The organism is Prosthecobacter sp., assembly GCF_046154365.1.
In the GTDB taxonomy this organism is placed as follows: Bacteria; Verrucomicrobiota; Verrucomicrobiia; order Verrucomicrobiales; family Verrucomicrobiaceae; genus Prosthecobacter.
Window position 1 is genome coordinate 20044 of the sequence record NZ_JBJXFV010000101.1, and the last position, 21361, is coordinate 41404.

Annotated in this window: 21 protein-coding genes and 1 tRNA gene; 8 read left to right on the forward strand and 14 right to left on the reverse strand. The window is 60.8% G+C overall.

Features of this window, described 5'->3' with window-relative positions; translation table 11 throughout:
- Positions 1–5 precede the first annotated feature (5 nt).
- On the reverse strand, positions 6–962 hold the full coding sequence (locus ACKVY0_RS12970) for a FecR domain-containing protein (protein WP_409215248.1): 957 nt from the start codon (positions 960–962) through the stop codon (positions 6–8).
- A gap of 269 nt (positions 963–1231) precedes the next feature.
- A tRNA-Thr gene (locus ACKVY0_RS12975) sits at positions 1232–1306 on the reverse strand.
- Positions 1307–1414: 108 nt separating this feature from the next.
- On the opposite strand from ACKVY0_RS12975, the gene ACKVY0_RS12980 reads away from it, so the two are divergent.
- Both ACKVY0_RS12980 and ACKVY0_RS12985 read left to right on the forward strand, forming a co-directional pair.
- A complete protein-coding gene (locus tag ACKVY0_RS12980; RefSeq protein ID WP_409215249.1) occupies positions 1415–2134 on the forward strand; it encodes a site-2 protease family protein in 720 nt (239 codons plus the stop codon).
- Positions 2135–2161: 27 nt separating this feature from the next.
- Positions 2162–3268, forward strand: a complete 1107-nt coding sequence (locus tag ACKVY0_RS12985) for a hypothetical protein (protein WP_409215250.1) — start codon at positions 2162–2164, stop codon at positions 3266–3268.
- Between the two features lie 4 nt (positions 3269–3272).
- On the opposite strand, the gene ACKVY0_RS12990 is transcribed toward ACKVY0_RS12985, so the two are convergent.
- The gene (locus ACKVY0_RS12990) at positions 3273–5126 is read right to left on the reverse strand and encodes a hypothetical protein (RefSeq protein ID WP_409215251.1); all 1854 of its coding nucleotides are present in this window, start codon (positions 5124–5126) and stop codon (positions 3273–3275) included.
- A gap of 126 nt (positions 5127–5252) precedes the next feature.
- On the opposite strand from ACKVY0_RS12990, the gene ACKVY0_RS12995 reads away from it, so the two are divergent.
- Entirely contained in the window at positions 5253–5984 is a 732-nt protein-coding gene (locus tag ACKVY0_RS12995; protein WP_409215252.1) for a GDSL-type esterase/lipase family protein, read from the forward strand.
- A 124-nt stretch (positions 5985–6108) separates the two neighbouring features.
- Here ACKVY0_RS12995 and ACKVY0_RS13000 read toward each other — a convergent pair whose 3' ends face one another.
- Entirely contained in the window at positions 6109–6465 is a 357-nt protein-coding gene (locus ACKVY0_RS13000) for a hypothetical protein (protein WP_409215253.1), read from the reverse strand.
- A gap of 361 nt (positions 6466–6826) precedes the next feature.
- Between ACKVY0_RS13000 and ACKVY0_RS13005 the strand changes: the two genes are divergently transcribed.
- A complete protein-coding gene (locus ACKVY0_RS13005; protein WP_409215254.1) occupies positions 6827–7051 on the forward strand; it encodes a hypothetical protein in 225 nt (74 codons plus the stop codon).
- A 59-nt stretch (positions 7052–7110) separates the two neighbouring features.
- Here the strand turns inward: ACKVY0_RS13005 and ACKVY0_RS13010 are convergent, their stop codons facing one another.
- The 9 genes from ACKVY0_RS13010 to cas12b form a co-directional block, all read right to left on the reverse strand.
- On the reverse strand, positions 7111–7494 hold the full coding sequence (locus ACKVY0_RS13010) for a hypothetical protein (protein ID WP_409215255.1): 384 nt from the start codon (positions 7492–7494) through the stop codon (positions 7111–7113).
- The gene (locus ACKVY0_RS13015; protein ID WP_409215256.1) at positions 7491–7727 is read right to left on the reverse strand and encodes a hypothetical protein; all 237 of its coding nucleotides are present in this window, start codon (positions 7725–7727) and stop codon (positions 7491–7493) included. The genes ACKVY0_RS13010 and ACKVY0_RS13015 overlap by 4 nt, the downstream gene beginning before the upstream one ends.
- Positions 7728–8610: 883 nt before the next feature.
- A complete protein-coding gene (cas2, locus tag ACKVY0_RS13020; RefSeq protein WP_409215257.1) occupies positions 8611–8898 on the reverse strand; it encodes a CRISPR-associated endonuclease Cas2 in 288 nt (95 codons plus the stop codon).
- Between the two features lie 43 nt (positions 8899–8941).
- Positions 8942–10774: a CRISPR-associated endonuclease Cas1 gene (gene cas1 / locus ACKVY0_RS13025; RefSeq protein ID WP_409215258.1), complete on the reverse strand. Its 1833-nt coding sequence runs from the start codon at positions 10772–10774 to the stop codon at positions 8942–8944.
- 77 nt (positions 10775–10851) lie between these two features.
- A complete protein-coding gene (locus ACKVY0_RS13030; protein WP_409215259.1) occupies positions 10852–11388 on the reverse strand; it encodes a four helix bundle protein in 537 nt (178 codons plus the stop codon).
- 299 nt (positions 11389–11687) lie between these two features.
- Positions 11688–11864 (reverse strand): hypothetical protein, encoded by a 177-nt coding sequence (locus tag ACKVY0_RS13035; protein WP_409215260.1) that lies wholly within the window; start codon positions 11862–11864, stop codon positions 11688–11690.
- Positions 11865–12014: 150 nt separating this feature from the next.
- A complete protein-coding gene (locus ACKVY0_RS13040; RefSeq protein WP_409215261.1) occupies positions 12015–12530 on the reverse strand; it encodes a Fic family protein in 516 nt (171 codons plus the stop codon).
- A 35-nt stretch (positions 12531–12565) separates the two neighbouring features.
- Positions 12566–12763: a hypothetical protein gene (locus ACKVY0_RS13045; RefSeq protein ID WP_409215262.1), complete on the reverse strand. Its 198-nt coding sequence runs from the start codon at positions 12761–12763 to the stop codon at positions 12566–12568.
- A gap of 43 nt (positions 12764–12806) precedes the next feature.
- Complete coding sequence (gene cas12b, locus ACKVY0_RS13050) at positions 12807–17552, reverse strand: type V CRISPR-associated protein Cas12b (protein WP_409215263.1); 4746 nt, start codon at positions 17550–17552, stop codon at positions 12807–12809.
- Between the two features lie 144 nt (positions 17553–17696).
- Between cas12b and ACKVY0_RS13055 the strand changes: the two genes are divergently transcribed.
- From ACKVY0_RS13055 to ACKVY0_RS13065, 3 genes are all read left to right on the forward strand, one after another.
- On the forward strand, positions 17697–18071 hold the full coding sequence (locus tag ACKVY0_RS13055; RefSeq protein ID WP_409215264.1) for a hypothetical protein: 375 nt from the start codon (positions 17697–17699) through the stop codon (positions 18069–18071).
- A gap of 39 nt (positions 18072–18110) precedes the next feature.
- On the forward strand, positions 18111–18746 hold the full coding sequence (locus ACKVY0_RS13060) for a hypothetical protein (protein ID WP_409215265.1): 636 nt from the start codon (positions 18111–18113) through the stop codon (positions 18744–18746).
- A 107-nt stretch (positions 18747–18853) separates the two neighbouring features.
- On the forward strand, positions 18854–19774 hold the full coding sequence (locus ACKVY0_RS13065) for a fibronectin type III domain-containing protein (protein WP_409215266.1): 921 nt from the start codon (positions 18854–18856) through the stop codon (positions 19772–19774).
- Positions 19775–20127: 353 nt separating this feature from the next.
- Here ACKVY0_RS13065 and ACKVY0_RS13070 read toward each other — a convergent pair whose 3' ends face one another.
- The gene (locus ACKVY0_RS13070; RefSeq protein WP_409215267.1) at positions 20128–20259 is read right to left on the reverse strand and encodes a hypothetical protein; all 132 of its coding nucleotides are present in this window, start codon (positions 20257–20259) and stop codon (positions 20128–20130) included.
- Positions 20260–20269: 10 nt separating this feature from the next.
- On the opposite strand from ACKVY0_RS13070, the gene ACKVY0_RS13075 reads away from it, so the two are divergent.
- Positions 20270–21205 carry a hypothetical protein gene (locus ACKVY0_RS13075; protein ID WP_409215268.1) on the forward strand — a complete coding sequence of 312 codons (936 nt, stop codon included), beginning with the start codon at positions 20270–20272 and terminating at the stop codon, positions 21203–21205.
- The last annotated feature ends 156 nt before the right edge of the window (positions 21206–21361 follow it).

Below are 21361 nucleotides of genomic sequence, written 5' to 3' on the forward strand. Positions count from 1 at the left end.
ATTGATTACTGCTTTGGCTTGTCAGCGGACGGGGCGGCACCTGTGGTGGCAAGAGGAACGACGACCACTTCGCCTTCCTTGGCATGCACATAACCTTTGCCATTTTCGACTGCGACAGAATAGAAGGCACCCTTTGCCACGGCGATACCGCTGGGGGTCTTGATCTTGAAATCCGTTTTCCCCTTCGCCCCAGGATTCACCAAGGCTCCGATCGTGCCGTTCTTCAGGTCCAGCAGCACCCGGGGTGCATCTTTGGATTCTACGATCTCATTGACGACAACTTCAGAATTGGGGCCGATTTGAACCGCAGACGTCGTCGTCATGGTCACAGTCGCACGCGATTCAGGACCGGTCTTGATCGTGCTGCCCAAGGTGACAATGCCACCTTCCTTCAACGGATGTTCGGCCTCACCGGCTGGAGTCTCAGTCACTTTGCCCACCACCACTGTCACCTTGCCGGTCTCGGGCACCTGCTTCTGCACATTGGTTGGTATCACATCCACCTTGCCATGCTCGACTTTGACGAAGCCCTTGCCGTCTTCGACCGACACCGCATACATCGTGCCGCGTGCCGCCGCGATGCCAGTGGGAGTTTTAATCTTGAAGTCCATCACCGATTGCGCCTGTGGCTGGATCAACGCCCCCATGCTGCCTGCCTTCAAATCGATCAGCACTTTGGGTGTCGCATCTGAATCGACCAGTTCCATGAAGATGGCCTGGGAATTCTCGGCGATTCTGACGGCGGATTGCTTCGTCGTTTTGATGACCGCCCGGGAGGCCACGCCCGTTTTCACCGTCGAACCCACCGGCACAGCATCACCCACTTTGAGAGGAACCTCAGCACCGCCGCCGACTGGAACGAGGGTGACACTGCCAACGGCAATCGAAACCGAACCATTCGAGTCAGCCGCAAAGCCATGTCCAAGAAGGACAAGCAGAAAGGCGCAGAGAAAAAGCTTCATCGGACTTTGTGAAATATCACGCATACATGTTTGCATTGATTGTTAAAGGGTCACAACGAGGATATTCTATTATTAATGGCGCTCTCCAGAATAATTGTAATTTAAACCTCACGTCAGAATCAGCCAACACGACACCAAGCAGACCCAGATTGACCCCTTCGGGCTGAAATACTTTCACCACATCATGGATCGTTATTCGATCCTTTCTCCAGCGATGCGGCAACAATCCAAATAAGCGCCGATTTTCATGAAATCAGACATGCGAAAAATGGAGCCAGCAGTCGGGGTCGAACCGACGACCTGCGGTTTACAAAACCGCTGCTCTACCACTGAGCTATGCAGGCAGGAACGTGAGGGCGCGATAGTAACCGCCCGCGCTCATTCGGCAAACAGATTTCCGGTGAAGAACCACGAACATTGCACTTTGAACCCTGAACCTCTAAACTCCATTCATGCTGCGCTTCACACTTTTCGGCTTCCCCATTCTCATCCACTGGATCTTCTGGCTGAACACGGCGCTGATGGGCGGAGCGCTGAGTGCGAACTCACCGGAACAACTGCGCGGACTGCTGGGCTGGATGGTGGCGGTGTTTCTGTCCATCCTCATTCATGAACTGGGCCATGCGCTGACGATGCGAAACTACGGCGACCGGCGTGTGAGCATCGCGCTGTATGCGTTCGGCGGTCTGGCACAGGGCAGCAACATGCTGACGCGCAAAGAGGACCTCATCATCAGCGCTGCCGGCCCCGGTTTGCAGATTCTCTTCGGGCTCGCAGTGGGCTGGTCGATCACGCTGTGGCGAGTGTCCTCGCCGTGGCTGCATGAGATGCTCGATGCCTTCACGGTCATCAGTCTGTTCTGGGCGCTGCTCAATCTGGTGCCCATCGTGCCACTGGATGGCGGCAGGCTCTGTCTGGCCTGGCTCGGGCCAGGAAAACAGCGGCAGGCGCTGACGATCAGCCTCGTCTGCGCGGCAGCCATGGCTGCAATCTCATTTGAGCGTGATCTCTGGTTGGGATTGCAGAACAGTGTTTTGAGACTGCTCGACATTCGTGCTGGCACACGTGTCGGTGGCGGCATGTTCACGCTGATCTTTTTTGGCATGCTGGCCTGGAACAACTGGAAGCAATTGCGCCATGAGCCGCAAATTCCATGGATGAACGCACGATGAGGGTGCATGGGTCCGTTTTTGTCCCACATGCGCATTTTTCGGCCACTTTTTATCCTCCTCACGGCAACTGTCTCCCTCACCGCCCAGACGCCGAAACCCGAACTGATCTCCCCTCAGGTCAAAGCAGCGGTGGAAAAGGCTGTGGCTTGGCTCATGCGGCAGCAGAAGTCCGCCGGGCACATCGTGGATGAAAAATCGGACGCAAAGCCAAAGCGTGGCGATCTCCCCTCCCACAGCGCGGCGATGACCTCGCTGGCACTCATGGGGCTCGCTTCAGTCGGTCATATGCCGGATGATCCCACGCCCGAAGGCCAGGCCTGCGGCAAAGCATTGCGTTTCGTCGTGGAAGGCGTCGAGGCCGATGAAAACGGCTATCTCGGCCGCAGTGACCGCTCCCGCATGTATGGTCACGGCATCATCTCCCTGATGCTGGGCGAGATGATCGGCCACTCGCCGGATGACGCGACCGACAAACGCCTGCGCGACCAATTGAAGGGGGCGATTCAACTCATCATCCGCTCCCAGCAGGTGCCCAAGAGCGAGGCAAATCGCGGTGGCTGGCGCTACGAGCCGAGTTCAAGCGACAGCGACATCTCCGTCAGTGTCTGGCAGGTCATGGCGTTGCGTGCCGCGAAAAATGCGGGCTTTGAAGTGCCCAAGGAGGCCATCGACAACGCCATCGCTTACATCAAACGCAGCTACCGCGTCGAGCGTGACTCCAACGGCAATCCCAAGAGCGATTCCGCTGCGTTCAGCTACGAACCCTACGGCGGCAGGCAGACGTTCTCGACCACGGCGGCTGGTCTGCTCTCACTGCAAGTCTGCGGCCAGTATGAAGCACCCGAAGTGATCGGCTCCGCGAAGTGGCTGCTCAAATCACCGCCTGAACTGAACGAACCCTGGTTCTACTACGGCTGTTACTACTACGCGCAGGGTATGTATCAACGCGGTGGTGACCACGCCGCCACCGCACGCGAGAAAACGGAGAAAACCCTCATCGCCGCCCAGTCACAGGACGGCAGTTGGTATCCGCGCAACGGCAACGAAAAAAGCGCCGGTGCCGTCTATGCCACCTCGCTCGCGCTGCTAAGCCTCTCCGTGCATCATCACTTCCTGCCGATTTATCAGAAGTAGCGCCTCACTTCGCCTCAAACCGCTTCCGCAACTCATTGAAGTAACGCCGCACCTGCTCACGACGTGCGGGAGGCAAGGCGGCTTCGTCGAGCGCGGCTTCTTCGGCTTGAATGGACTCCAGAGCGGCCTGGGTGGCAGTGCGGGTGGATTGTTCAGTACGGGCACCACCTTCGACGCTGCGCACGGTGCTCTGACCTTCATTGTTCTGCTGGCCTTGCACGACGATCTGATTGCCGCGCTCCAACTTCGGCGTGGGCGTGTTATTGAGGTCGGCCTTGCCGACACCGGGCTCCTGGCCTGAACCTGGCATGGCAATCGTGGGACCTTTGGCGTCATCGGGACTCGGATCGCCGGGCATGATGACGACGGGCGCATTGTTATCCGGCTTCGCCGCACCGGGTACAGGAGCAAGCAGCATCGGCTGGCCGCTGCCTTGCTGCCCCTGCTGTCCGGGTTGACCTGGCTGCCCCTGCCCCATCGTGAGCATTTGTTGCTGTCCTTGTCCCTGACCGCCCTGTGGTTGCTGCATCTGATTCTGCTGGCCCTGCTGCGGCTGCCCCATGCCGGGCGGACTGAGCTGCTGCTGCGGATTCTGCGCCTGCCCGACTTGCGGCGTGCTGCCCTGCTGTCCTTGCTGGCCGCTTTGACCCGCCTGACTCATCTGCTGCATCGCTCCATCGCTGTCATTCTGCCCGGCGATGTTGCTGCCTGAATCCCGCAACTGCTGCGCAAGCTGCTGGAGCTCCTTGCGCAACTGCTCACGCAACGCGAGATCGCGCATCTTGTCGGCAAGCTTTTGAAATTCTGCGCCCGCACCTGCCGGTTTGCCTTGCTGCATTTGATCACCTGCCGCGAGCACGCTCTGGCCGACGGTGCGTTGGCGATCTTCCTTGTCCGACTGCTGCTGCACATCCTTGAGCGTTTCGTTCATGCGCTCCTTCGCCTCCGCACCGAGCTGCGGCGATTTAAGCTGGCTGGCGAGCGTGTCAGCGGCCTTCGCGGCGGACTGCGCATTCTTTGCGGCCACTGAGTCGCCGAGATCGGCGGTGTCGGCATGTTTGCGCAGGGCTTCGATGAGTTTCTCCGACGCCCAGGCCTCCTTGCCATTGCCAAGATCATCCGCCAGCTTCTCCGCATCACGCGCACGGCGCTCCAGTTCAGCCAAAACATCGCGTGCATCTTTCCCACCCGCATTGGCGAGGTCGGTGGCGGTCTTTTGCAGCTTCTGCTTCAAGTCCTCGACCTGCTTGCTCTCGTCTTCATTGAGACCGGCGAGTTTTTTCTTCTCCCAGTCAGTCTGTGCGAGTTTTTGGGCCTCCTCAGCGGCCTTGCGGGTCATTTCCGCATCCATCGCCACCACTTCGGATGGCGGTGCCGTAACGACGCTGATAAAACTGCCGAGAATCGCAATCAGCAGCGGCACCGCGAGCCAGCGATCCGGCCGCAGCGGCAGATCTTGTTTCAAGGCCGTCAACGCCTGCGGCAAAACCTCGCGCTGCGCGGCAATGTGCGCCAGGGCGGCATCACCGCCCTCGTCACGCTGCTCAAACCACCACGCGGAAGCGAACGCCTCACGCCGTCCCGCCGCCTGATCCCACAGCGCCAGCGCACTGAACGCACCCGGACGCTGCCACCACGCATAAGCAAGCCCACCCGCCAGCCACATGAGCAAACCAAGCCACGGCGTGAAGACCGCACTCGTCCCGCGCAGCGTGGCCAGAATCAGCAGCACCAGCACCAGCGACGCCGGAATCAGCGTCATGCGCAGCACCGCCAGCCAGCGCCGCAGCGTCACCCACACCCGCACCCGCTGCGCCACAGGGGCGAAGGCAGGCGCGGCGATGATGTTCTGGCTCATGGGTGTCATTACACCTTAGAACGCCGCCAAGGCCAAGTACTTTGGGTTCCTCCGCGTCACGTTTCAGCACCACGGCAACGGGTTCGGTGCAATACGGCCCGTGGCCGCACGTTCCATGCGTCCACGATGAATCGCTCCACTCTCCTTCGTCTCCTCGCCGTCCTTTGCCTCACCGCGCCTGCCGCACTCCAGGCACAGGCGAAAAAATCAGCCGCCCCCGATACTTGGCCGAAGCCCAAGCCAACCTCACACGACTATCAGAAGTGGGAGAAAACCATCGCGGCCTTCGAGGAGGCGGACAAGAAAACGCCCCCGGCCAAGGGCAGCCTCCTTTTCGTCGGCTCGTCCACCATCGTGCGCTGGAAGACCCTCAGCCAAGACTTCCCCGGCGTGCCGGTGCTGAACCGTGGCTTCGGCGGCAATCAAATCAAGGACTCCACCTTTTATGCCGAGCGCATGATCTTCCCCTATGCGCCGAAGGCCATCTTCCTGCGTGCCGGTGGCAATGACATCAATGCCGGGTGGCCGGTGGCAGACGTGTTCAATGACTTCAAGACCTTCGTGGCCAAGATGCGCGAGCATCTGCCGAACGTGCCCATCTACTACATCGGCCTCAGCCCCACGATCAAACGCCTCAAGCAGATCGACGCTGGCAACCAGCTCAACGACCTCATCGCCGCCTGGGCCAAAGAGCAGACCGGCATCACCTACATCGACACCCGCACCCTCAGCCTCGACCTGGATGGCAAGGTGCGCCCCGACCTATTTGTCGCGGACATGCTGCACTTCAACGACGCCGGCTACAAGCTGCTCACCGCCATCGTGAAACCCTTCGTCACCGCTGCCGCCGCCAAGTAAGCCGTCTTGTTCTCGTCCTCGTCCTCGTCCTCGAACTCAGTGCTCAGTGCTCAGTGCCAAGCACAAGCACAAGCACAAGCACAAGCCCGGGTGAGGGTGAAAGCTTGATTAAATCAGTGATTCCTTACCGCAGCGGCCAAGGAGCCGGCCGTGGGGCTGGCGGCACATAACCGTACCCGCCCACCGACATGTGCCGGTCCTGCGGATAGCCCGAAACATACGTCTGCGTGTACCCGGGCGCCAGGTGGCGGTTCGACGTGTAGGTGCCTGGGTAAGACGACCGATAACTGTACGTCGACGCGTTGTAGCCAGAGTAACCGCTGCCGTAGTACGAGGGAACGGCGGCAGCTCGGTAAGTGGTGACGTAACCCGGCGAGCTGTAGCCCGCAGGCGTGTAGCCATAAGGGCGGTTGTCGTAGCCGCAGGATGCGAGTGCACAAGCGATCGTCAGGCTGGAAGCGAGCAAAGGAAAAGTTTTCATCAGGGTGGAGGTAGAGGGTTGGGGTAGCTGACAGGTTGGGAGTGTTCCCAACGCAAGACTACGGAGCGGCGGCCCCATTCGCCATGGGGTCTCCAACCCAATCCCCCGACCGCTTCGTCTCGTCTCTTCCTCGAAGCTTGGATCAGCAATCAGTGCGTCAGTATTCAGTCAACCGCTCACTGCCCACCGACAACCGTCCCCCCTCCTGCCTCCTGCCTCCTGCCTCCTGCCTCCTGCCTGCACTCAGGAATCGCCCCCTGACCCGTTTCTGCCACCACCGATTGACTCGCCCGCTCCCCAAGTTCATAGCCTTTTGGATTCCATGTTCACTTCCCGTCCCGCCCACTCTGCCCAGGTCAGCATGGTTCTCCACCTCGGAGCGCAGGATGTGCCCTTGGCCCAGATGGGGTCGGACTTCATCATCCTCAAGCAAGCGCTCATCGAGGACGCCCGGCCCATGGTCGCCAGTATCACCCTGAAGGTGGATGAGCGCGTGAAGACCTTCCCAGTGGACTTTCCCCACGGCATCCCCGCCGGCCAGCGCCGCGTGGCGCTCGCGGAAGTCGCAGCCGAAGTGGCGGCGTAGGCGGTGGAAGCGGCCATGGTTGGCTGGGGTCTGCGGTTGTTTTTCAGCATCCCCATTCGTCAGTCCCCCACCGCCAGTGATTCCGGCAGCGCGATCAGCTCCGTCCCGCCTTCCGTCCGCCACACGATGCGCCCGTCCTCCAGCACCCGCAGCACCACGCCATGCGTGCTGCCACGCAGCGTCTTCACCCGCGTCCCCGGCACTAGATCGGCAGAGGCGCACAGGCTCTCCACCACCTGCACCATCGCCTCCCGGTCCAAAACCCCCGCGATGTAGTGGGCTGTCGCGGAGCCGACCTCGCGCTTCCGTGACATGGGCAGATCGCCAAAGATCACATAGCTCAATTCCCGCCCGATGGCCGCAAAGGTGTTCCCATTGAAGAACAGGAACGGAGCGCGCTTGTGGAACTCCCGCAGCATGTCAAACGCCGCCGCCAACGTCATTTCTTGTCCGTGCCGCTCTGCCCAGACTGCCGCGCACGCTGTTCCAGCCTCTGAATTAACTCCATGCTGTGCGCCTCCTCGCGCGCACGTTCCTGCGTTGATGCGGACGACAGACTGCCAGTCCCAGTTGTGGAGAAAAGCGGCTCGGGTTTGAAACGGTGAACCGTCGCCACCGCCTCCTCCATCACGTCTTCCGTGGTCAGGTGCTTCAGCAGATCGAGGCGGAGTTTCATCGTTCATAAAATAAAAGAGATCGGGCTTCGTGCAATCATCAATCCGTCTTGGCGGGTACTGGGGTTCATTTCCGCCGCACCTGCCGCACCCGTCTCGGCGCATGGCGTCCACCAATCGCCGCACCAAATGCCACCGGCGTGTCGTTCTCCCCCACCTGCTGCGCCACATCCAGCACCCGCTGGTGGTGCCGGTGCATCCGGTTCCGCAGGCAATACCCGCAGCTCCCATGGCAGCGGCAGGACCGATCAAACGCCCGGCTCTTCCGGTAAGGCTGGTGGCGTGTGCGGCTCATGGCGGAGTGGCAAGGCTGGCTTGGTGGGGCGGTATTCGGTGAGGCGGTCGATCTTGATCGGCAGCTCCTCCAGCGTCTTCCTGGTGCCAAGATACCCTTCCCGCCCGCCAGTTCAAAGTTCAATGTTCAATGTTCAATGTTCCTTCCCTCCCCTTCCAAAAAAAATTTCGGCTCGGAGCGTCCCTTGGGGCGTGCAAGAACGCACAGACCTTGTCCACCCCCTCGGCACGCCCCAAGAGCCGCTCCTCGCGGCTCAAACAGTCTTGAGCCAAGGTGCGAGGTGCGGTCTATTTGGGGCAGTTGGCGTGGAGTTTGGCGGCCTTGCGGGTTTCCGCCCGGCATCGCCGCTTAATATAGGGTGTGACGCCCTTCGCGAGCGCGGTGTGAGCACAGGCTCAGCACTTCCGCGCTCGCGAGGAGGGCCGCTCATCAGTCATCACGATGTCAAAGATCCGTGCCGGAGCACGTTTTTGGAGAGTTTGCCCGTTCCAATGGCGGAAGAAGGGTGGTCGGTGGCACATGGCCGGACGGATGCTGCCGCATCCTCGCGGCATTTCAAATCTCAAATTGGAAATCTCAAATCATCGTCGTCAGACGATGGTCACCCGGCTGCGCACCAGATACGGCAGGCCCATCGCTTCGATCCGCAGGCCGTGGGCGCTGTCCTCCGGCCCCAGGCTAACAAACAGCACCTGGTCCTCGTCGTGGTTCAGGATGGGTTGCAGCTCCGCCTTCATCTTGTTCACCCGCTTCTCATCCAGCGCACATTCAAAGACGCTGTATTGCAGGCGCACGCCGTAGCCCTCCATCGCCTTCGCCACCCGGCGCAGGCGCTTGGGATGGCAGATGTCATAGCTGACGAGGAATCGTGTTCGCATGGTGATTTGAGATCTGAAATTTCAAATTTGAAATCCACGCGCCTCAGCGCGTGGTAAAGCCATGATACCCCGCCGCCTCGCCGCGCAGGTAGCGCCAGAGCTGCCGGGCCTGCACCTCCAGCATGCGGCGATAGCTCATCTTGTAGCCGAATTCCGGGTGGCTCACCTCGGAATCCATGCGGCGGAAGTACGCCTCCCAGAAGGCACGCCGCCCGGCATCCTTCAGGAACGTGCCGTTCGCGCTCCGCACAAAATCATCCACCCCCAGCTCGCCCCGGTTGATCAGCGAGATCACCACACTGTCCGCGATCAGCGGGCGGAATTCCTCCATCAGGTCCAGCGCCAGCGCCGGTCTGCCGTAGCGCGGCTGATGCAGGAAGCCCAGGAACGGGTCCAGCCCCACCGCATGGATCACGCCCGTCAGTTCCTTCGCCAGCATCGAGTAAGCCAGCGAGAGCAAGGAGTTCACCGGATCACGGGGCGGACGCTTGTTCCGCCCTTGGAAGTCAAACTTCCACGCCTCGCCCCGGCCCTTCAGCATGCTGGTGAAATGCTCGAAGTAAAACGCCGCCGCCATCCCCTCATAGCCCAGCAGCACCGTCAGGTCTTCCACCTCCGCCACACCGTCCCGCAGTTCTGCCATGCGTTTCAGCACGCTGTCCGGCGCATCGCCGTTGCGCATGAGGAGCACGCGCTGGTTATGAATCTTCGCCCGGATGATCTCCCGCGCCAGCCGCAGGCGGATCACCGGCTTCTGGAAAAACTCATACTGGCCCATCCGCGCATCCACCCCGCTCGTCGGCAGCCCGCGCAGCAGTCCCAGGAAGCGGCCCGCTGGCGAGAAATAGGACACATCAATGTCCAGCTCCAGCGCCGTCTGCACCGCCTGCGCCGTCAGTTGCACCGCGCCATACAGATAGATCGCCCGCAGTTGATGCCCCGGCATCTTCTGCACCACCTCGCCCTTGATGCTCACCGTGAACATATCCCCGCGCTGGCCCACCTGTGCCCCCGGCGTATGCACCACCAGAATCTCCCCCGCGTCCCCGTCTGGTCGCGGCGGCACCAGCTCCGCTGGCAATTTGAAATCTGAAATCTCAGATTTCAAATCCGTCTTCGCGGCCACGTCCGCGAAGACAAAGGCCATCTGATCGTGATCCACCTTCTCCGCAAACCCCGCCGCCCACCAGCGGCTCTCATTCGGCAGGCAGATCGGATACGCGCTGCAATACAGGCAGCGCGGATCATTCACCAGCGGCGGCGGGCAGTGCCCGCTCGCCGCCTGCGCCTTCGCTGCGGCCAATGACTGCAAGGTCTGCTCCCGCAATTCGGCAGTCAGCTCCACCGGCACCCGGCGCTTGTCCTCCGTGTAATAAATCCAGCCCCGCGTCACCCGCGTCCCTTCCTCCTCCAGCAGCAGCGCATGCGCCATCACCTGCACCGCATCGCTTTCCTTCGCCACCCGCTCCCCGTTCGCCCCGCGCTTCGCGCTGCCCTTCTTGTAATCGACAACTTCCACGGAGCGTGGCGAATCCAAACCAGGGATTTCATCATCCCCCGCGCCCTCGATCAGATCAATCACCCCCACCAGCCCCAGCGCGATGCTCTCCAGCTTCAGACTCCGCAGCCGCGCCCCTTCCGGCAGTCCCTCCGCCAGCGCCGCCTGCTTCTCATCCGCAAACGCCGACGGCTTGTCCACATTCCGATGCACCGTGCTCCCCGCGACCGTGTCCGCATTCTCCTCGAACAAGTTCTCCACCCACTGGTAGTAGAACAGCCTCGGGCAATAGATAAAGTTGTGCAGGCGGCGCACCGGCAGCGGCGGCTGCACGGCGATGGCATCATCCTGCGTTTGAATCGGGGCAGCGGCATTCATGACGGCGGGTACTATAAGCGCACCTGTCAAGCTCCCCAGCCTCCGTATCTCAAATTTCAAATTTCAGATCTCAAATCCTAGATCTTCCCCTTCCTTCGCATCGACTCCTTGAAGGGATGCCCGTCCGGCATCTTCGCCAGCACCGCGCGCTCCATTGCCTCATACTTCTTCTGTCCTTCCTCCGCCGCCTTCCGCTTCCCATACTCCTCGCGGCTCTTGTCGTTCAGATGCCTCGGCCCCTTGATGTCCGAATTTTGGAGCGAGTCCGCCCACGCCCGCAGTTGCCGCGAGCACGACTCCGCCACCTTCGCCGTCTTCTCGATCAGCGGCAGCCAGGCCTTCATCCTCGGCCTCCGCGCAAAGAACCGCATCATGCTCCGCGTCTCCCCCGCCGAACCTCGGGCGATGTAGATGAACGCCAGCAGCTCATTCGTCGAGCCCCGCTCAAAACCCTCCGCCACATTGTTGCTCACGCTCAGCGAGCAGCGGTCCAGTTGATCCTGCTTCCCGCGCCGGATCACATCGCCTGCCTCATCCAGCAGTTCCTCGCACAACTCCGCTAGCCGGATCGCCTCCTGCCAGACCGGCAGGTCTTCAAAGGTTTGGTACGTCATGCCCCGAACTTCGCCAGCGGCTCAGAATTTCAAATCCCAAATTTCAAATCTCAAATCATCCCCCCATCGGCATCTCGTCCGAGGAGCATGCCTTTGAAATTTCAAATCCTGAAATCTCAAATCGCCGCCCTGCGGCCCCCCCATCGACATCTCGTCTGCGGAGCCTTGCCTCTGAAATCTCAAATCCTGAAATCTCAAATCGCCGCCCTGCGCCCCCCCCATCGATATCTCGTCTGCGGAGCCTTGCCTCTGAAATCTCAAATCCTGAAATCTCAAATGCTGCCTTGGCAAGGCAGGGATCAAGTCATCGGAATCTCGTCGTCCCACACGCACTCCGCTTCAAAGTCTTCCACGCTCCAGACCGCCAGCTTGTCCGACAACCATGTCACGAACTCATCCTCCTGTGCTGCCGCCATCGCAGCCCCGCTGGCCGAAATGATCTCGAAATCATCCACATAACGCAGGCTGGCACGCACGCAGGAAAAACGGACCACCAGCCGCCCGTCCCGATCCGTCCAAAGATCAGCGCTGATCTTTCGACGCCCATGAGTGTCCGCACCCGGTGGGTTCCAGCGCGCATAGCCCCTGCGGCATCAAAGGCAGCGGTATCGACGAGTCGGAAGGCTTTATTCATGGGCGGTAGATCGTGCATCAAACCGCGCCCGCCACAGCGCCGTCAGCGGTCCCCAGTCCAGCCCGTCTGCCGCCTCCAGCGCCAGAAAGTACGCAGCTCGCTCCGGATCACCCTCCGGGGCCAACTCCACGCGGGGAAGATCGAGACGCCGCCGCAACTCCGTCAGGAACAGGCGGATCGTCCGCCCGTTGAAATCCCGGAACGGGTGGATCGTCAGGAAGCGCCCCTCCGCAAAGGCCAGAAACTCCAGCGTCAGCTCACCCACCACCGCCGCTGCCGCCGCCCAGCGTGCCTGAAGATCGCTCACATAATCCCGCATCAGCATCGGCAGTTGAAAGGGCGGCGGCGGTTGCAGGCGGCCCACGCTCACCTCGATGTCACGCCACTTCCCCGCCCATTCCGGCACCAGATCGGCGCACACGCGCCGGTGCAGTTCCAGCACCAGCGCTTCATCCAGCGGATGCGCCGCATAGTCCCCGGCCAGGATCGCCGCCTCCACCACCGTCACCCGGTCTGCCAGCAGCGGTGCCAGCTCCGCGTAACTCAGGACGCCTTGCGTGGTTTCAACAAAGCGGGTGGCTCGATCCGGGCGAGTGTCGCGGCTATCCGGGTCATCGGCACCGGCTCCCGCTCGAAGGCCATGCTCTGCGCCACATCCAGCGGAATCGCCTCCCAGTTGCGGCGCAGCTTCTCCTCCGGCGGCAGGCTGCGCCAGCGGGCGATGTTCTCCTTCCAGTTCATGCGGCATAGAATAGGGGATGCATTGGGATTGGCAAGGCAGGGATCAAGTGAAGGGAATCTCGTCGGAGGGATCGAGCTTGGCAGCCTTCGCTTTCCAAGCCGCGATGCGGGCGGCGTTGATTTCCTGACAGCGCTGCCACTGGATATCTCGCAGTGCCTTGAAAAGTGATTTGGCACTCACAACCTCAACACGGCCTGATTTGGCTGGTCCATCAACCCATGCCTTGTCCCACTTGGCAATGTTGGCGTAATCCACAAAGTAGTTTGGCTGCTTTGTTTCACGGGCAGCACTGCCACTGGGAAGTTCACCAAGCGAGAGATCGAGATCAGGCCCGGTTTCGCCATACTTCCTCTTCTCCCGAGCGCGAAGTGCAATCTTCACTTCGACTGAGGCAACCTCATCGGCCTTTGCCTCTGGCTTTGGTTTCTTTATGCGTCCCTTGTGGCTTACTTCGCCAGAAATACGCGTGGTTCGCAGCCGGGGGAAGAACTCCCACATACGGGGATCAGCCACGGCTCGAAGACCGATGTTGACGGCGGCGTTCAGATCAGCGTCAGCGACTTTGGCGGCAAGCCGGTTCCCCTTCGCTTCTGCCGCCACAACCGGGACGAAGATTTGACCTCCTTGTTTCGGCAACACGACAGTAACTTTCGGCGGCTGGCCGGCATTGTGTTTCTCACGCCACATCTTTTCCATGATGAGCTGTGCATCACAGAGATCCGTCGCCAGCTTGAGCATCCCGCGCTGCTCCTGGGTTTCCTCCTCTCCATCCTTCACGCGTAGACGAAACAGCCACGGTGCGCGCTTCTCAAAACCTTCCGTAACCTCTTCCGCTCGGAAACCGATGACTCCGCTGCGCGAGCAGAACTGCGACGAGTATGCGGCAGGCACTTCGAGCACCGGGATGCCGAAAGGCTCGCAAAGCTCGCGCAGTTTGTCGCGCACAGCGCGATGGCACCATTTCATCAAGCGGCCGTTTTCCTGCGGAGCGCGGCCTTGGGAAGCGCGGTAGCGTGACAGGTCTTCGATGGCAACGAAGTCCACTGGCTCGCGGAACTTCTCATACACCCCATGCTGATCCCGATCTTGGCGCAGTGCCTTTTTGTTCTCCGGTGGTTTAGCAAGCCGAACGCCGAGCACCTGCGCGAGGATCATGTGCGCCGATTGGTTCACACGCTGCGTCTTCATTTCGTCGAGCTTCTCCAGCACGTCAGCACAGGGATCGGTGAAGTCACGCCGAACCCAATGCTTCGCAAAGTCCGCCTGCCATACACCTTCCTCCACCTGCTCCGCCGCATGATGACGACGCTCCGTCTGATTGAAGGATTGTATACGGCGGCGCAGTTCCTCGATCTGCTCGATGCGCATGATTGAAAGACCGCGCTGTCCGGCCAGCATAACGTCGGTGATCTTGGGGCCGGTCTGCTCCAGGCCATGCAAGCGGCCCTCTTTCTCACGATCCTTGACCGTCTGCCAGTTCCAGGAGCGTCCGCGCAACGGCAGCACACGGTTTGCGGTTCGCACCAGGAGCGGTGGAAGCATCTCAATCAATCGCGACTGCTCCTTCCTCGTCTCCGCTTTCAAAGCGGCCCTGTCTTTTGCGCCCACAGCTTCTCGGATGGTTGCGGGAATCCACTGTTCCCCGAGCGGTCCACCGTCGGGCTTCGATTCCAATGGTTTCCCTTCCTCGTCCTCAAGGCCGCATGTCTGACGAAGCTCTTTCAGGACGGCTTCCCATCGCGAATCGTCCGCCGCTCCTGACCGCCAGCGGGCGACACGAGCGAGCCGTGATTGCGCCCGGCGGGCGACAACGATCAGTTTGTCGTTCTGCTCAGGAAAGGAAAACTTCTGGAGCAACAAATCCATCTGCCGTTTCCATTCATCAGGCATTGGACTCTTGGCAGTGACAGTCTGATGGCTGGCAAACTCCCAAGCCGACGGATCACCAAGCAACTCGCACATCAACTCCCTGCACTCCTCAGTCTCTTTCAAAGAGGCTGAACGTCCGCGATCCCCGGAAAGCTCCTCCCGCCAGTCGAATCCCGCGTTCTCGTCCTCATCCTTCTTGCTGCGCGCGCGCCACACTTTGGCATCGCTGCCCGGCAGGCGGAGTTTTCTCAATTCACGCGTCGCCAGCCGCCACGGTGCTTCATCCCCGGTTGTGATGGCACGGGAAACGATCGGCTTGCCCTTCTTAGTGTCGCTAAAAATGCCATCCAGCCGCGCCTCATGCATCGCCCATGAATCCGCGTGCAGTCCGAAATCAAGGCTGCCAAAGGTGAACCGCTGCACCAGTTCCTCAAGCGGTCGCGGCGGGTCTTTGGGCTGCTTCTCGTGCTTTCGGCGGAGCGTGGACTCCCGAAACTTATCTCCATCAGGGGTGAGATTGAAGCGCTTGGCCCAGAGACTCTGTTTTCCAAGCTGCGCGATCAAAGCCTCCGCTTGAACCTCCACGGGAAAAGTGAGTTGGACGCTGTATCGCTCCTTGCCGTCCTTGTCTTCAAAAGGACGGGGCTGGAGTGTGATTCGGCAGTTGCCGAAGTCCTGCATGGGCGGCTCCGCCAACCCGAGTGCTTTCACCATCGGCTGCAACCAAGGCGCGGACTCAAGGCTGGTCTCTCCATCACGCCGCATTTCGTCACGACGGAGCCGCGGGGCATGATAAATGATTCGCGTCATGACGGCTTGCCACTTTTCGCCCTCGTTGATCGCAATGCCTGCCGTGAAGGCGAGTGTTCCAGCCATCTCCTCGGTCATGGCACCGCTTTCGGCTGCAAGTTCATGGGACGACCCCCACTTGCCACCCGCTGAGGCTCTCTTCGGGAAGATGAAGAAGCGTGGCGACTCGGTCGGATGCGCTGGCGTGAAGCGAATGGCGCGCTGCTTGTCGCGCAGTTCGCGTCGCAACTCGGTGTACTCGGCCCAGGCAGAAACAGGATCGTCCGCATGGAAGTCACTGCTTCCTCTTTCCTTCCAGATACATTGATTCGCAGGCTCCGTGAGCGCTTCATAGAAGCGGGCGCTGCCGAAATCCTTTTTGTGCTCCCCTTGTTCCTTGGCGACCACCGCCCAAAGCTCCTCCTGGGTCGGCTCGCCCTTTCCCTTATCTTTCATGGTCTGCGCAAGGTCACGCCAGGCATCACGCACGGCGCGCCAGCTTCGCAGCGTTCGTTCGCGCAGCGTGTACTCGCGGGAGTGCTCCGGCAGCTTGAGTTCGAGACGTGCAATCGTGGCCGTGATGAACTTTCGCTCCAGTCCATTGTCATCAGGTGAATCCACCTCGCCAAGATGTCCAAGGTCGCTGTACAGCACGGAAATCAATCGCTCAATCCGGTGATCGTCAGCGAATCCATCAAGCCCGTGTTTTCCACCCTCGCCTTCATCCGCGCCGCCAGCGCGCCCCTTGCTCTCCATCATCTTGAGTTCCTGCTCAAGCTCCGTTGCCGCCGCGAGCCTCTTCTGAGTGTCCTGATAATAGCGATGCGGAGACTTCACCGCTTCCACCAAGGCCGCGCTGTCGAATTCCTTCCATGCGGCTTGCTGCTTCGCATCACCATCCCGATGAAAAGCCAGATTGGTGAAATAAGCAAAGTGCGGCGTGTCATCGACACGAGCATCAGCGATGGCGTCTTCCACGATTTGTTTCTCCTTCGCCTTGCACAGTGGCGCGGTTGCCGCGCGAAAAGCCACAAGCGTTTCAACGCACGGAAGGAACCTAAAAACGGCGGCGACGGGATAAAGCCCGCTCGGCTTGCGGCCCGGAGCAGGAATGCGGAGAGGTTCACCGCATTCAGCAGCCTGTTGTGCGGGTGGTTTCCTTCCCTTTGTCACTTCAGGAGCGATCACATCCAGCAACTTGGTGGCGCTGGCTATGTCTGGATGAGCTTTCAATGCCTTTGCCCAATACTCCCTCAAAGTCTTTTCCGCATCCTTGCCAATGATTTCCTCCTTCGGCGGCGTGGTGAGGAACAGGCCGAGATCAAGTGTTGAAGCGTGTGCAATCGCCAGCTCATCCGGCAAGTCCCGAATCTCACATGCCAGGCGCTGGCGCTTCGCCTCCTGTGAAGATGACATGCTCTTAGGTGTCTTGTCATTCATCCCTTTCGGCGAGCAGAACCAGCCAAGCCGATCATTGACGAGGACACTGAGGTCGGAATTAACCGCTGCTTCTTCGAGCAACTCAAGCAGTGCGGCTGCCCGCTGCTGTTTGGATGCACGGCTGTCTTTCAGTGCCGCGGCCGCGCACTTGGCAAACGCAGCACCGTGATCATCAGTCTTGACAACAGGCACCTTCAAGATTGGCGCGACAGTCTCGTAACCGCCTGCGATTTTCTTTCCACGCCGCTCTCCTTGAATCCAAATCTCCCTCACAGCGTCTCGCCATCCCTTGACAGCAGTGAGCATTGCCTTCGCTGTTTCCGCCGCATCAGTAACAGCCTTGATTCGTGCTGCCTCAGTCTGGTGCTTTGGATCACTCGCAGCTTTTTTCCTCGCGATTTCTAGTGCGACATCGACAAACGACTCATCATCCATGCCCTCCGCCATGGCTGCCAAACACAGTGTGTAATAATTCACTGCATCCTGAAACAGCTCATGATGCCGCCAGAGCAGGGCTTCCCCGTCCTCGATCTTCACCCACTCTGTTTCCGTGCCCTTTCGCCCGCCTGCAACGCCTGTGCTCGGCGTAGTACTGCGGGCAGGTGCCTTGGGCGGGTCGCCCGCTTCTTCCGCTGGCTTTGCCTGCCGCTGCTGCACCTGCGTGACTCTGCCCTGGTAAATGCGGTTCATAGTGGGGTGATGATAGGGACTGCGCCTGATGGCGGCAAGAATCTTCTGGCCTTCTGAGCGCCTGCCCTGCGTAAGATTTTGTTTTTTTTGCTTCCGTTCGGCGCGGAAATCTGGTTTTATCCCTAGTCCACCCTCTTTTTCCCCATGAAATCGAAGCGACACCGGATGCCTTTGCCGCGCGGGGGGACGGTGTTTACCTGCGCACTGTGGGAACGCAGGGCGCCGGAGTTTCCCATCCGGCGGGAGGCGGTGGTGCCGCGCTGCCTGGCCAAGGAACGCGAGCTGCTGGACGCGGGGGTGGCGCTGGCGCTGTTGGACCTGATGACGGAGTTCCACTGCTGCATCAAGTGCCTGCATGAGCTGACCGGCGTGGCGCGCTCCATGATCCACGGCATCCTCCTGATGGAGAAGGAACCTTCCACGCGCATTGTGGCCCGGCTGGCGGCTGCCTTTGGCCTGCAGGCCATCGAACTCTACCTGCTGGGCTTCTTTACCCTGCGCGCTGAAGTGTCTCGATAGAGTCATCGACTCCTGCCGGGATCGGGGGACACTGCGCCCATGAACGCGACGCTGCTTTTCCAACTGCCCTGCCCCGGCCTCGATGCTGGCGTGCCGGATTCCGGCGCGGCGGGAGGCCGCCGCGGATTCACGGTGGCGGATTCCGGCACGGGTCGGGGGAGTCTCGGGAAGCTGACGCCGGATTCCGGCGTGGCATGGGCCGTTCTCGGCACTGCCGTGCCGGATGGCGGCGTGGCGGGTGCTACTCTCGGACTTGTGACGCCGCTAACCGGCGCGGCAGGGTGGGCTCTGGCACTTGTGACGCCGGATGGCGGCGTGGCATGGTCCCAGCTTCCCCAGGTGACGCCGGATTCCGGCGTGGGTGGTGCCACTCGCGGACCTGCGCTGCCGGATGCCGGCGTGGCGCGGGGTACTTCCGCACCTGCTGCGCCGGATTCCGGCGTGGCCTGCGCCACTGGGTACCTTTCAGTGCCGGAATCCGGCGTGTGTCGGGGGAGACTGCCGGGAGCTGCGGCGGCATCCGGCACGGAGAAACAGACCCTCATTCAGGCGCTGCCGCATGCCGCACCACGGCGGCAGAGCGGCCCGCCTGCCGCACGCAATCCCCGCCTGGCCTGCCGCAGGCGCTGCTACCCGGCGCGGCGGGCCGCCGCGCCCCCCCGCCGCCTGACCTGATGCGCTGGGGATCTCCATCCACGATTTGGGACCACTTTGTCTGGGATAGCCCGGATGATCCGGCTCCCCCACTGATAACGCAACGCAAGAAAATCAATCGACACACCATGGCCTCAAATCCAACGCCTGATAATCCAGACATCCTGCGCGCCCTCTGCACCCGTATGGCGAAGGGCTGCAAAATGCATGAAGTCCCCCTCGGCATCAAACAAAACACGGAGGCCGTGATGCTGGCGGCCCACGGCGGGCTCTCCGCCGCTGAAACGGCGCTGGGCCTGCGCAAGAAGGAGGTGGCCGCCGCCTACGATGCGCTGCAAGCCGCCGACAACGCCGGCTTTTCGATGCTGACGGACTGCAAGCTGCGCATCGCCAAGCTGTACGGCCAGCGCTGGAATGTGAACTGGGAGCCCACGGGCTTTCCGAATCAATCCACCGGCATTCCCGATGACCAACCTACCCGCCTGACACTGCTGGACGCGCTGAAGAACTACTTCACGGCGAAGCCTGCGGACGAAAGCGTGGACATGGGTGCCACCGCTGCCCTCTGTCTGGCCCAGCACACCGCCATCACTGACGCCCAAGCCGCAGTGGACCACGCGGAGAGTGAGCAGACCAAGGCCTTTGCCACACGTGCTACGGCTGAGGATGCGCTGCGCAAGCGCGTCCGTGGCCTGATCGAGGAACTCACCATCGTGCTCCCGGCGGATGATGCACGCTGGGAGGACTTTGGTCTCAGCATCCCGGCCAACCCACGCGCCCCTGAGTCCGTGGCCAGCGTGACAGCCAGCACCCTGAGCAACAGCCGCCTGGATGTGAGCTGGCCCTATGCCACCCGTGCCACGCGCTACCGGGTGGAGACCTTCATCGTGGGGGTGGACACCGAGTGGCAGAACAAGGCCAGCGCGAAGGACCTGGAGGTCATCCTCAAAGGCTTCACGGTGGGTCAAGTGGTGAAGATCCGCATCATCGCCTTCAACGACGGCGGCGATGCCCCACCCAGCCCGGAGATGCAAATCACGGTGACTTAGCCGTAGCAGACGCAATCCTACTCGTCCTCCATTCTCCGTAGCAGCTACTGCGAAGGATGAATCCTACTCCTACTCGTCCTCCTACTCCTACTCGTCCTCGATTCTAACGCTCCGCTGACACCCATGACAACCAAACCCAGGCCAAGGGCACTTACTGGCAAGCTCGGCTCTGCTGGCTTCGATGCGTGCGCTGTGATCGAGGACGAGTTCGAGTAGGAGGACGAGGACGATTCATGCTGCGCGCATCATCGCCCCATGACCGCCTCAATCCTACTCGTCCTCCTACTCCTACTCGTCCTCGATGCTGACGCTCCGCTGACGCTCATGACAACCAAGCCCATGATCACTACGCTTCAGGGTTGCTTGATGGTCTTGGCTTTCATTGATGCGCTGTGATCGAGGACGAGTTCGAGGACGAGGAGGAGGACGAGGAGGAGAACGAGAACGAGGACGAGAACGAAAATCCAGTATCGAGAATCAAACATCCAGACCACCATGTTCGATCCCAATAAACCCACCGACAACACCACCGCGACCGCTGCGGAGATGCGCGGCCAACTCAATGGTCTCAAAGACCTCATTGATACCATTCCCGTCGGGCCGCCGGGCCAAAACGGCAGCGATGGGACGAGCGTCAGCGGTGCGATCATTGATGGCACGAACACGCTCAATCCCGGCGATGCGGCGCAGGCCAGCGTGAGCTGGGACGGGGCCAATGTGCGGTTCACGTTTGGGATACCCAGAGGTCAGGATGGCGTGAGCAGTCCGCCCATCACGAGCTTCATCGTGGATGGCGTGAGCACGCTGAATCCCGGTGAACCGGCCACGGTGCAGACGAGCTTCAATGGAGCGAGTGTGGGTTTCCTTTTCGGTATTCCGCGTGGGAATGACGGTACGAACGGCAGCAACGGCAGCAACGGCAACGATGGCGGGCAAGGGCCGCCGTTTACGAACTTCATCGTCGATGGGGTGAACATGCTGAACCCGACTGATCCCGCGTCGGCGCAGGCGACGTTTGATGGCAGCGCGGTGCGGATGATCTTCAACCTGCCGCGTGGCTTTACCGGCAACGACGGTGGCACGGGTGCGCAGGGGGAGCCGGGGCCGCAGGGGCCGCCGTTCACGAACTTCGTCGTGGATGGTGTGAGCACACTCAACCCTGGTGATCCCGCAACGGTGAACGTGAGCTTTGACGGCAGCAATGTGCGGCTGAGCTTCGGAATACCCCGAGGTCAAGAGGGGCAAGCGGGTCAACAGGGAGCGCCGGGCGAGGTGACGAATGCGCAACTGACCACGGCGATCAACGGCACGAGCAATCTCAGCAATATGGTGAGTACGCTGGGCATGACGGTGAGCGATCCGCCGACGCAAGGGGAGATGCAGCAGATCGTGAACAAGCTGGATGAGCTGATTCTGGCGCTGCGGCGGTAGCGATGAGTTATGGGTTAAGAGTTATGGCACACCTAACTCCTAACCTCTGACATCCTGACCCCGGCCCCATCTTTGACCGCATTCTTATCTAACGATGGGAAAACCAATGATCCCTCTGCGACCGTCCATCCTCTGCGGTTAAAACCAGGTAACCGC

Coding starts and splice junctions, on each gene's coding strand:
- ACKVY0_RS12970 (WP_409215248.1), bottom strand. CDS start 962: ATGAAGCTTTTTCTCTGCGCCTTTCTGCTTGTCCTTCTTGGACATGGC.
- ACKVY0_RS12980 (WP_409215249.1), top strand. CDS start 1,415: ATGCTGCGCTTCACACTTTTCGGCTTCCCCATTCTCATCCACTGGATC.
- ACKVY0_RS12985 (WP_409215250.1), top strand. CDS start 2,162: ATGCGCATTTTTCGGCCACTTTTTATCCTCCTCACGGCAACTGTCTCC.
- ACKVY0_RS12990 (WP_409215251.1), bottom strand. CDS start 5,126: ATGAGCCAGAACATCATCGCCGCGCCTGCCTTCGCCCCTGTGGCGCAG.
- ACKVY0_RS12995 (WP_409215252.1), top strand. CDS start 5,253: ATGAATCGCTCCACTCTCCTTCGTCTCCTCGCCGTCCTTTGCCTCACC.
- ACKVY0_RS13000 (WP_409215253.1), bottom strand. CDS start 6,465: ATGAAAACTTTTCCTTTGCTCGCTTCCAGCCTGACGATCGCTTGTGCA.
- ACKVY0_RS13005 (WP_409215254.1), top strand. CDS start 6,827: ATGGTTCTCCACCTCGGAGCGCAGGATGTGCCCTTGGCCCAGATGGGG.
- ACKVY0_RS13010 (WP_409215255.1), bottom strand. CDS start 7,494: ATGACGTTGGCGGCGGCGTTTGACATGCTGCGGGAGTTCCACAAGCGC.
- ACKVY0_RS13015 (WP_409215256.1), bottom strand. CDS start 7,727: ATGAAACTCCGCCTCGATCTGCTGAAGCACCTGACCACGGAAGACGTG.
- cas2 (WP_409215257.1), bottom strand. CDS start 8,898: ATGCGAACACGATTCCTCGTCAGCTATGACATCTGCCATCCCAAGCGC.
- cas1 (WP_409215258.1), bottom strand. CDS start 10,774: ATGAATGCCGCTGCCCCGATTCAAACGCAGGATGATGCCATCGCCGTG.
- ACKVY0_RS13030 (WP_409215259.1), bottom strand. CDS start 11,388: ATGACGTACCAAACCTTTGAAGACCTGCCGGTCTGGCAGGAGGCGATC.
- ACKVY0_RS13045 (WP_409215262.1), bottom strand. CDS start 12,763: ATGAACTGGAAGGAGAACATCGCCCGCTGGCGCAGCCTGCCGCCGGAG.
- cas12b (WP_409215263.1), bottom strand. CDS start 17,552: ATGAACCGCATTTACCAGGGCAGAGTCACGCAGGTGCAGCAGCGGCAG.
- ACKVY0_RS13055 (WP_409215264.1), top strand. CDS start 17,697: ATGAAATCGAAGCGACACCGGATGCCTTTGCCGCGCGGGGGGACGGTG.
- ACKVY0_RS13060 (WP_409215265.1), top strand. CDS start 18,111: ATGAACGCGACGCTGCTTTTCCAACTGCCCTGCCCCGGCCTCGATGCT.
- ACKVY0_RS13065 (WP_409215266.1), top strand. CDS start 18,854: ATGGCCTCAAATCCAACGCCTGATAATCCAGACATCCTGCGCGCCCTC.
- ACKVY0_RS13070 (WP_409215267.1), bottom strand. CDS start 20,259: ATGTTTGATTCTCGATACTGGATTTTCGTTCTCGTCCTCGTTCTCGTT.
- ACKVY0_RS13075 (WP_409215268.1), top strand. CDS start 20,270: ATGTTCGATCCCAATAAACCCACCGACAACACCACCGCGACCGCTGCG.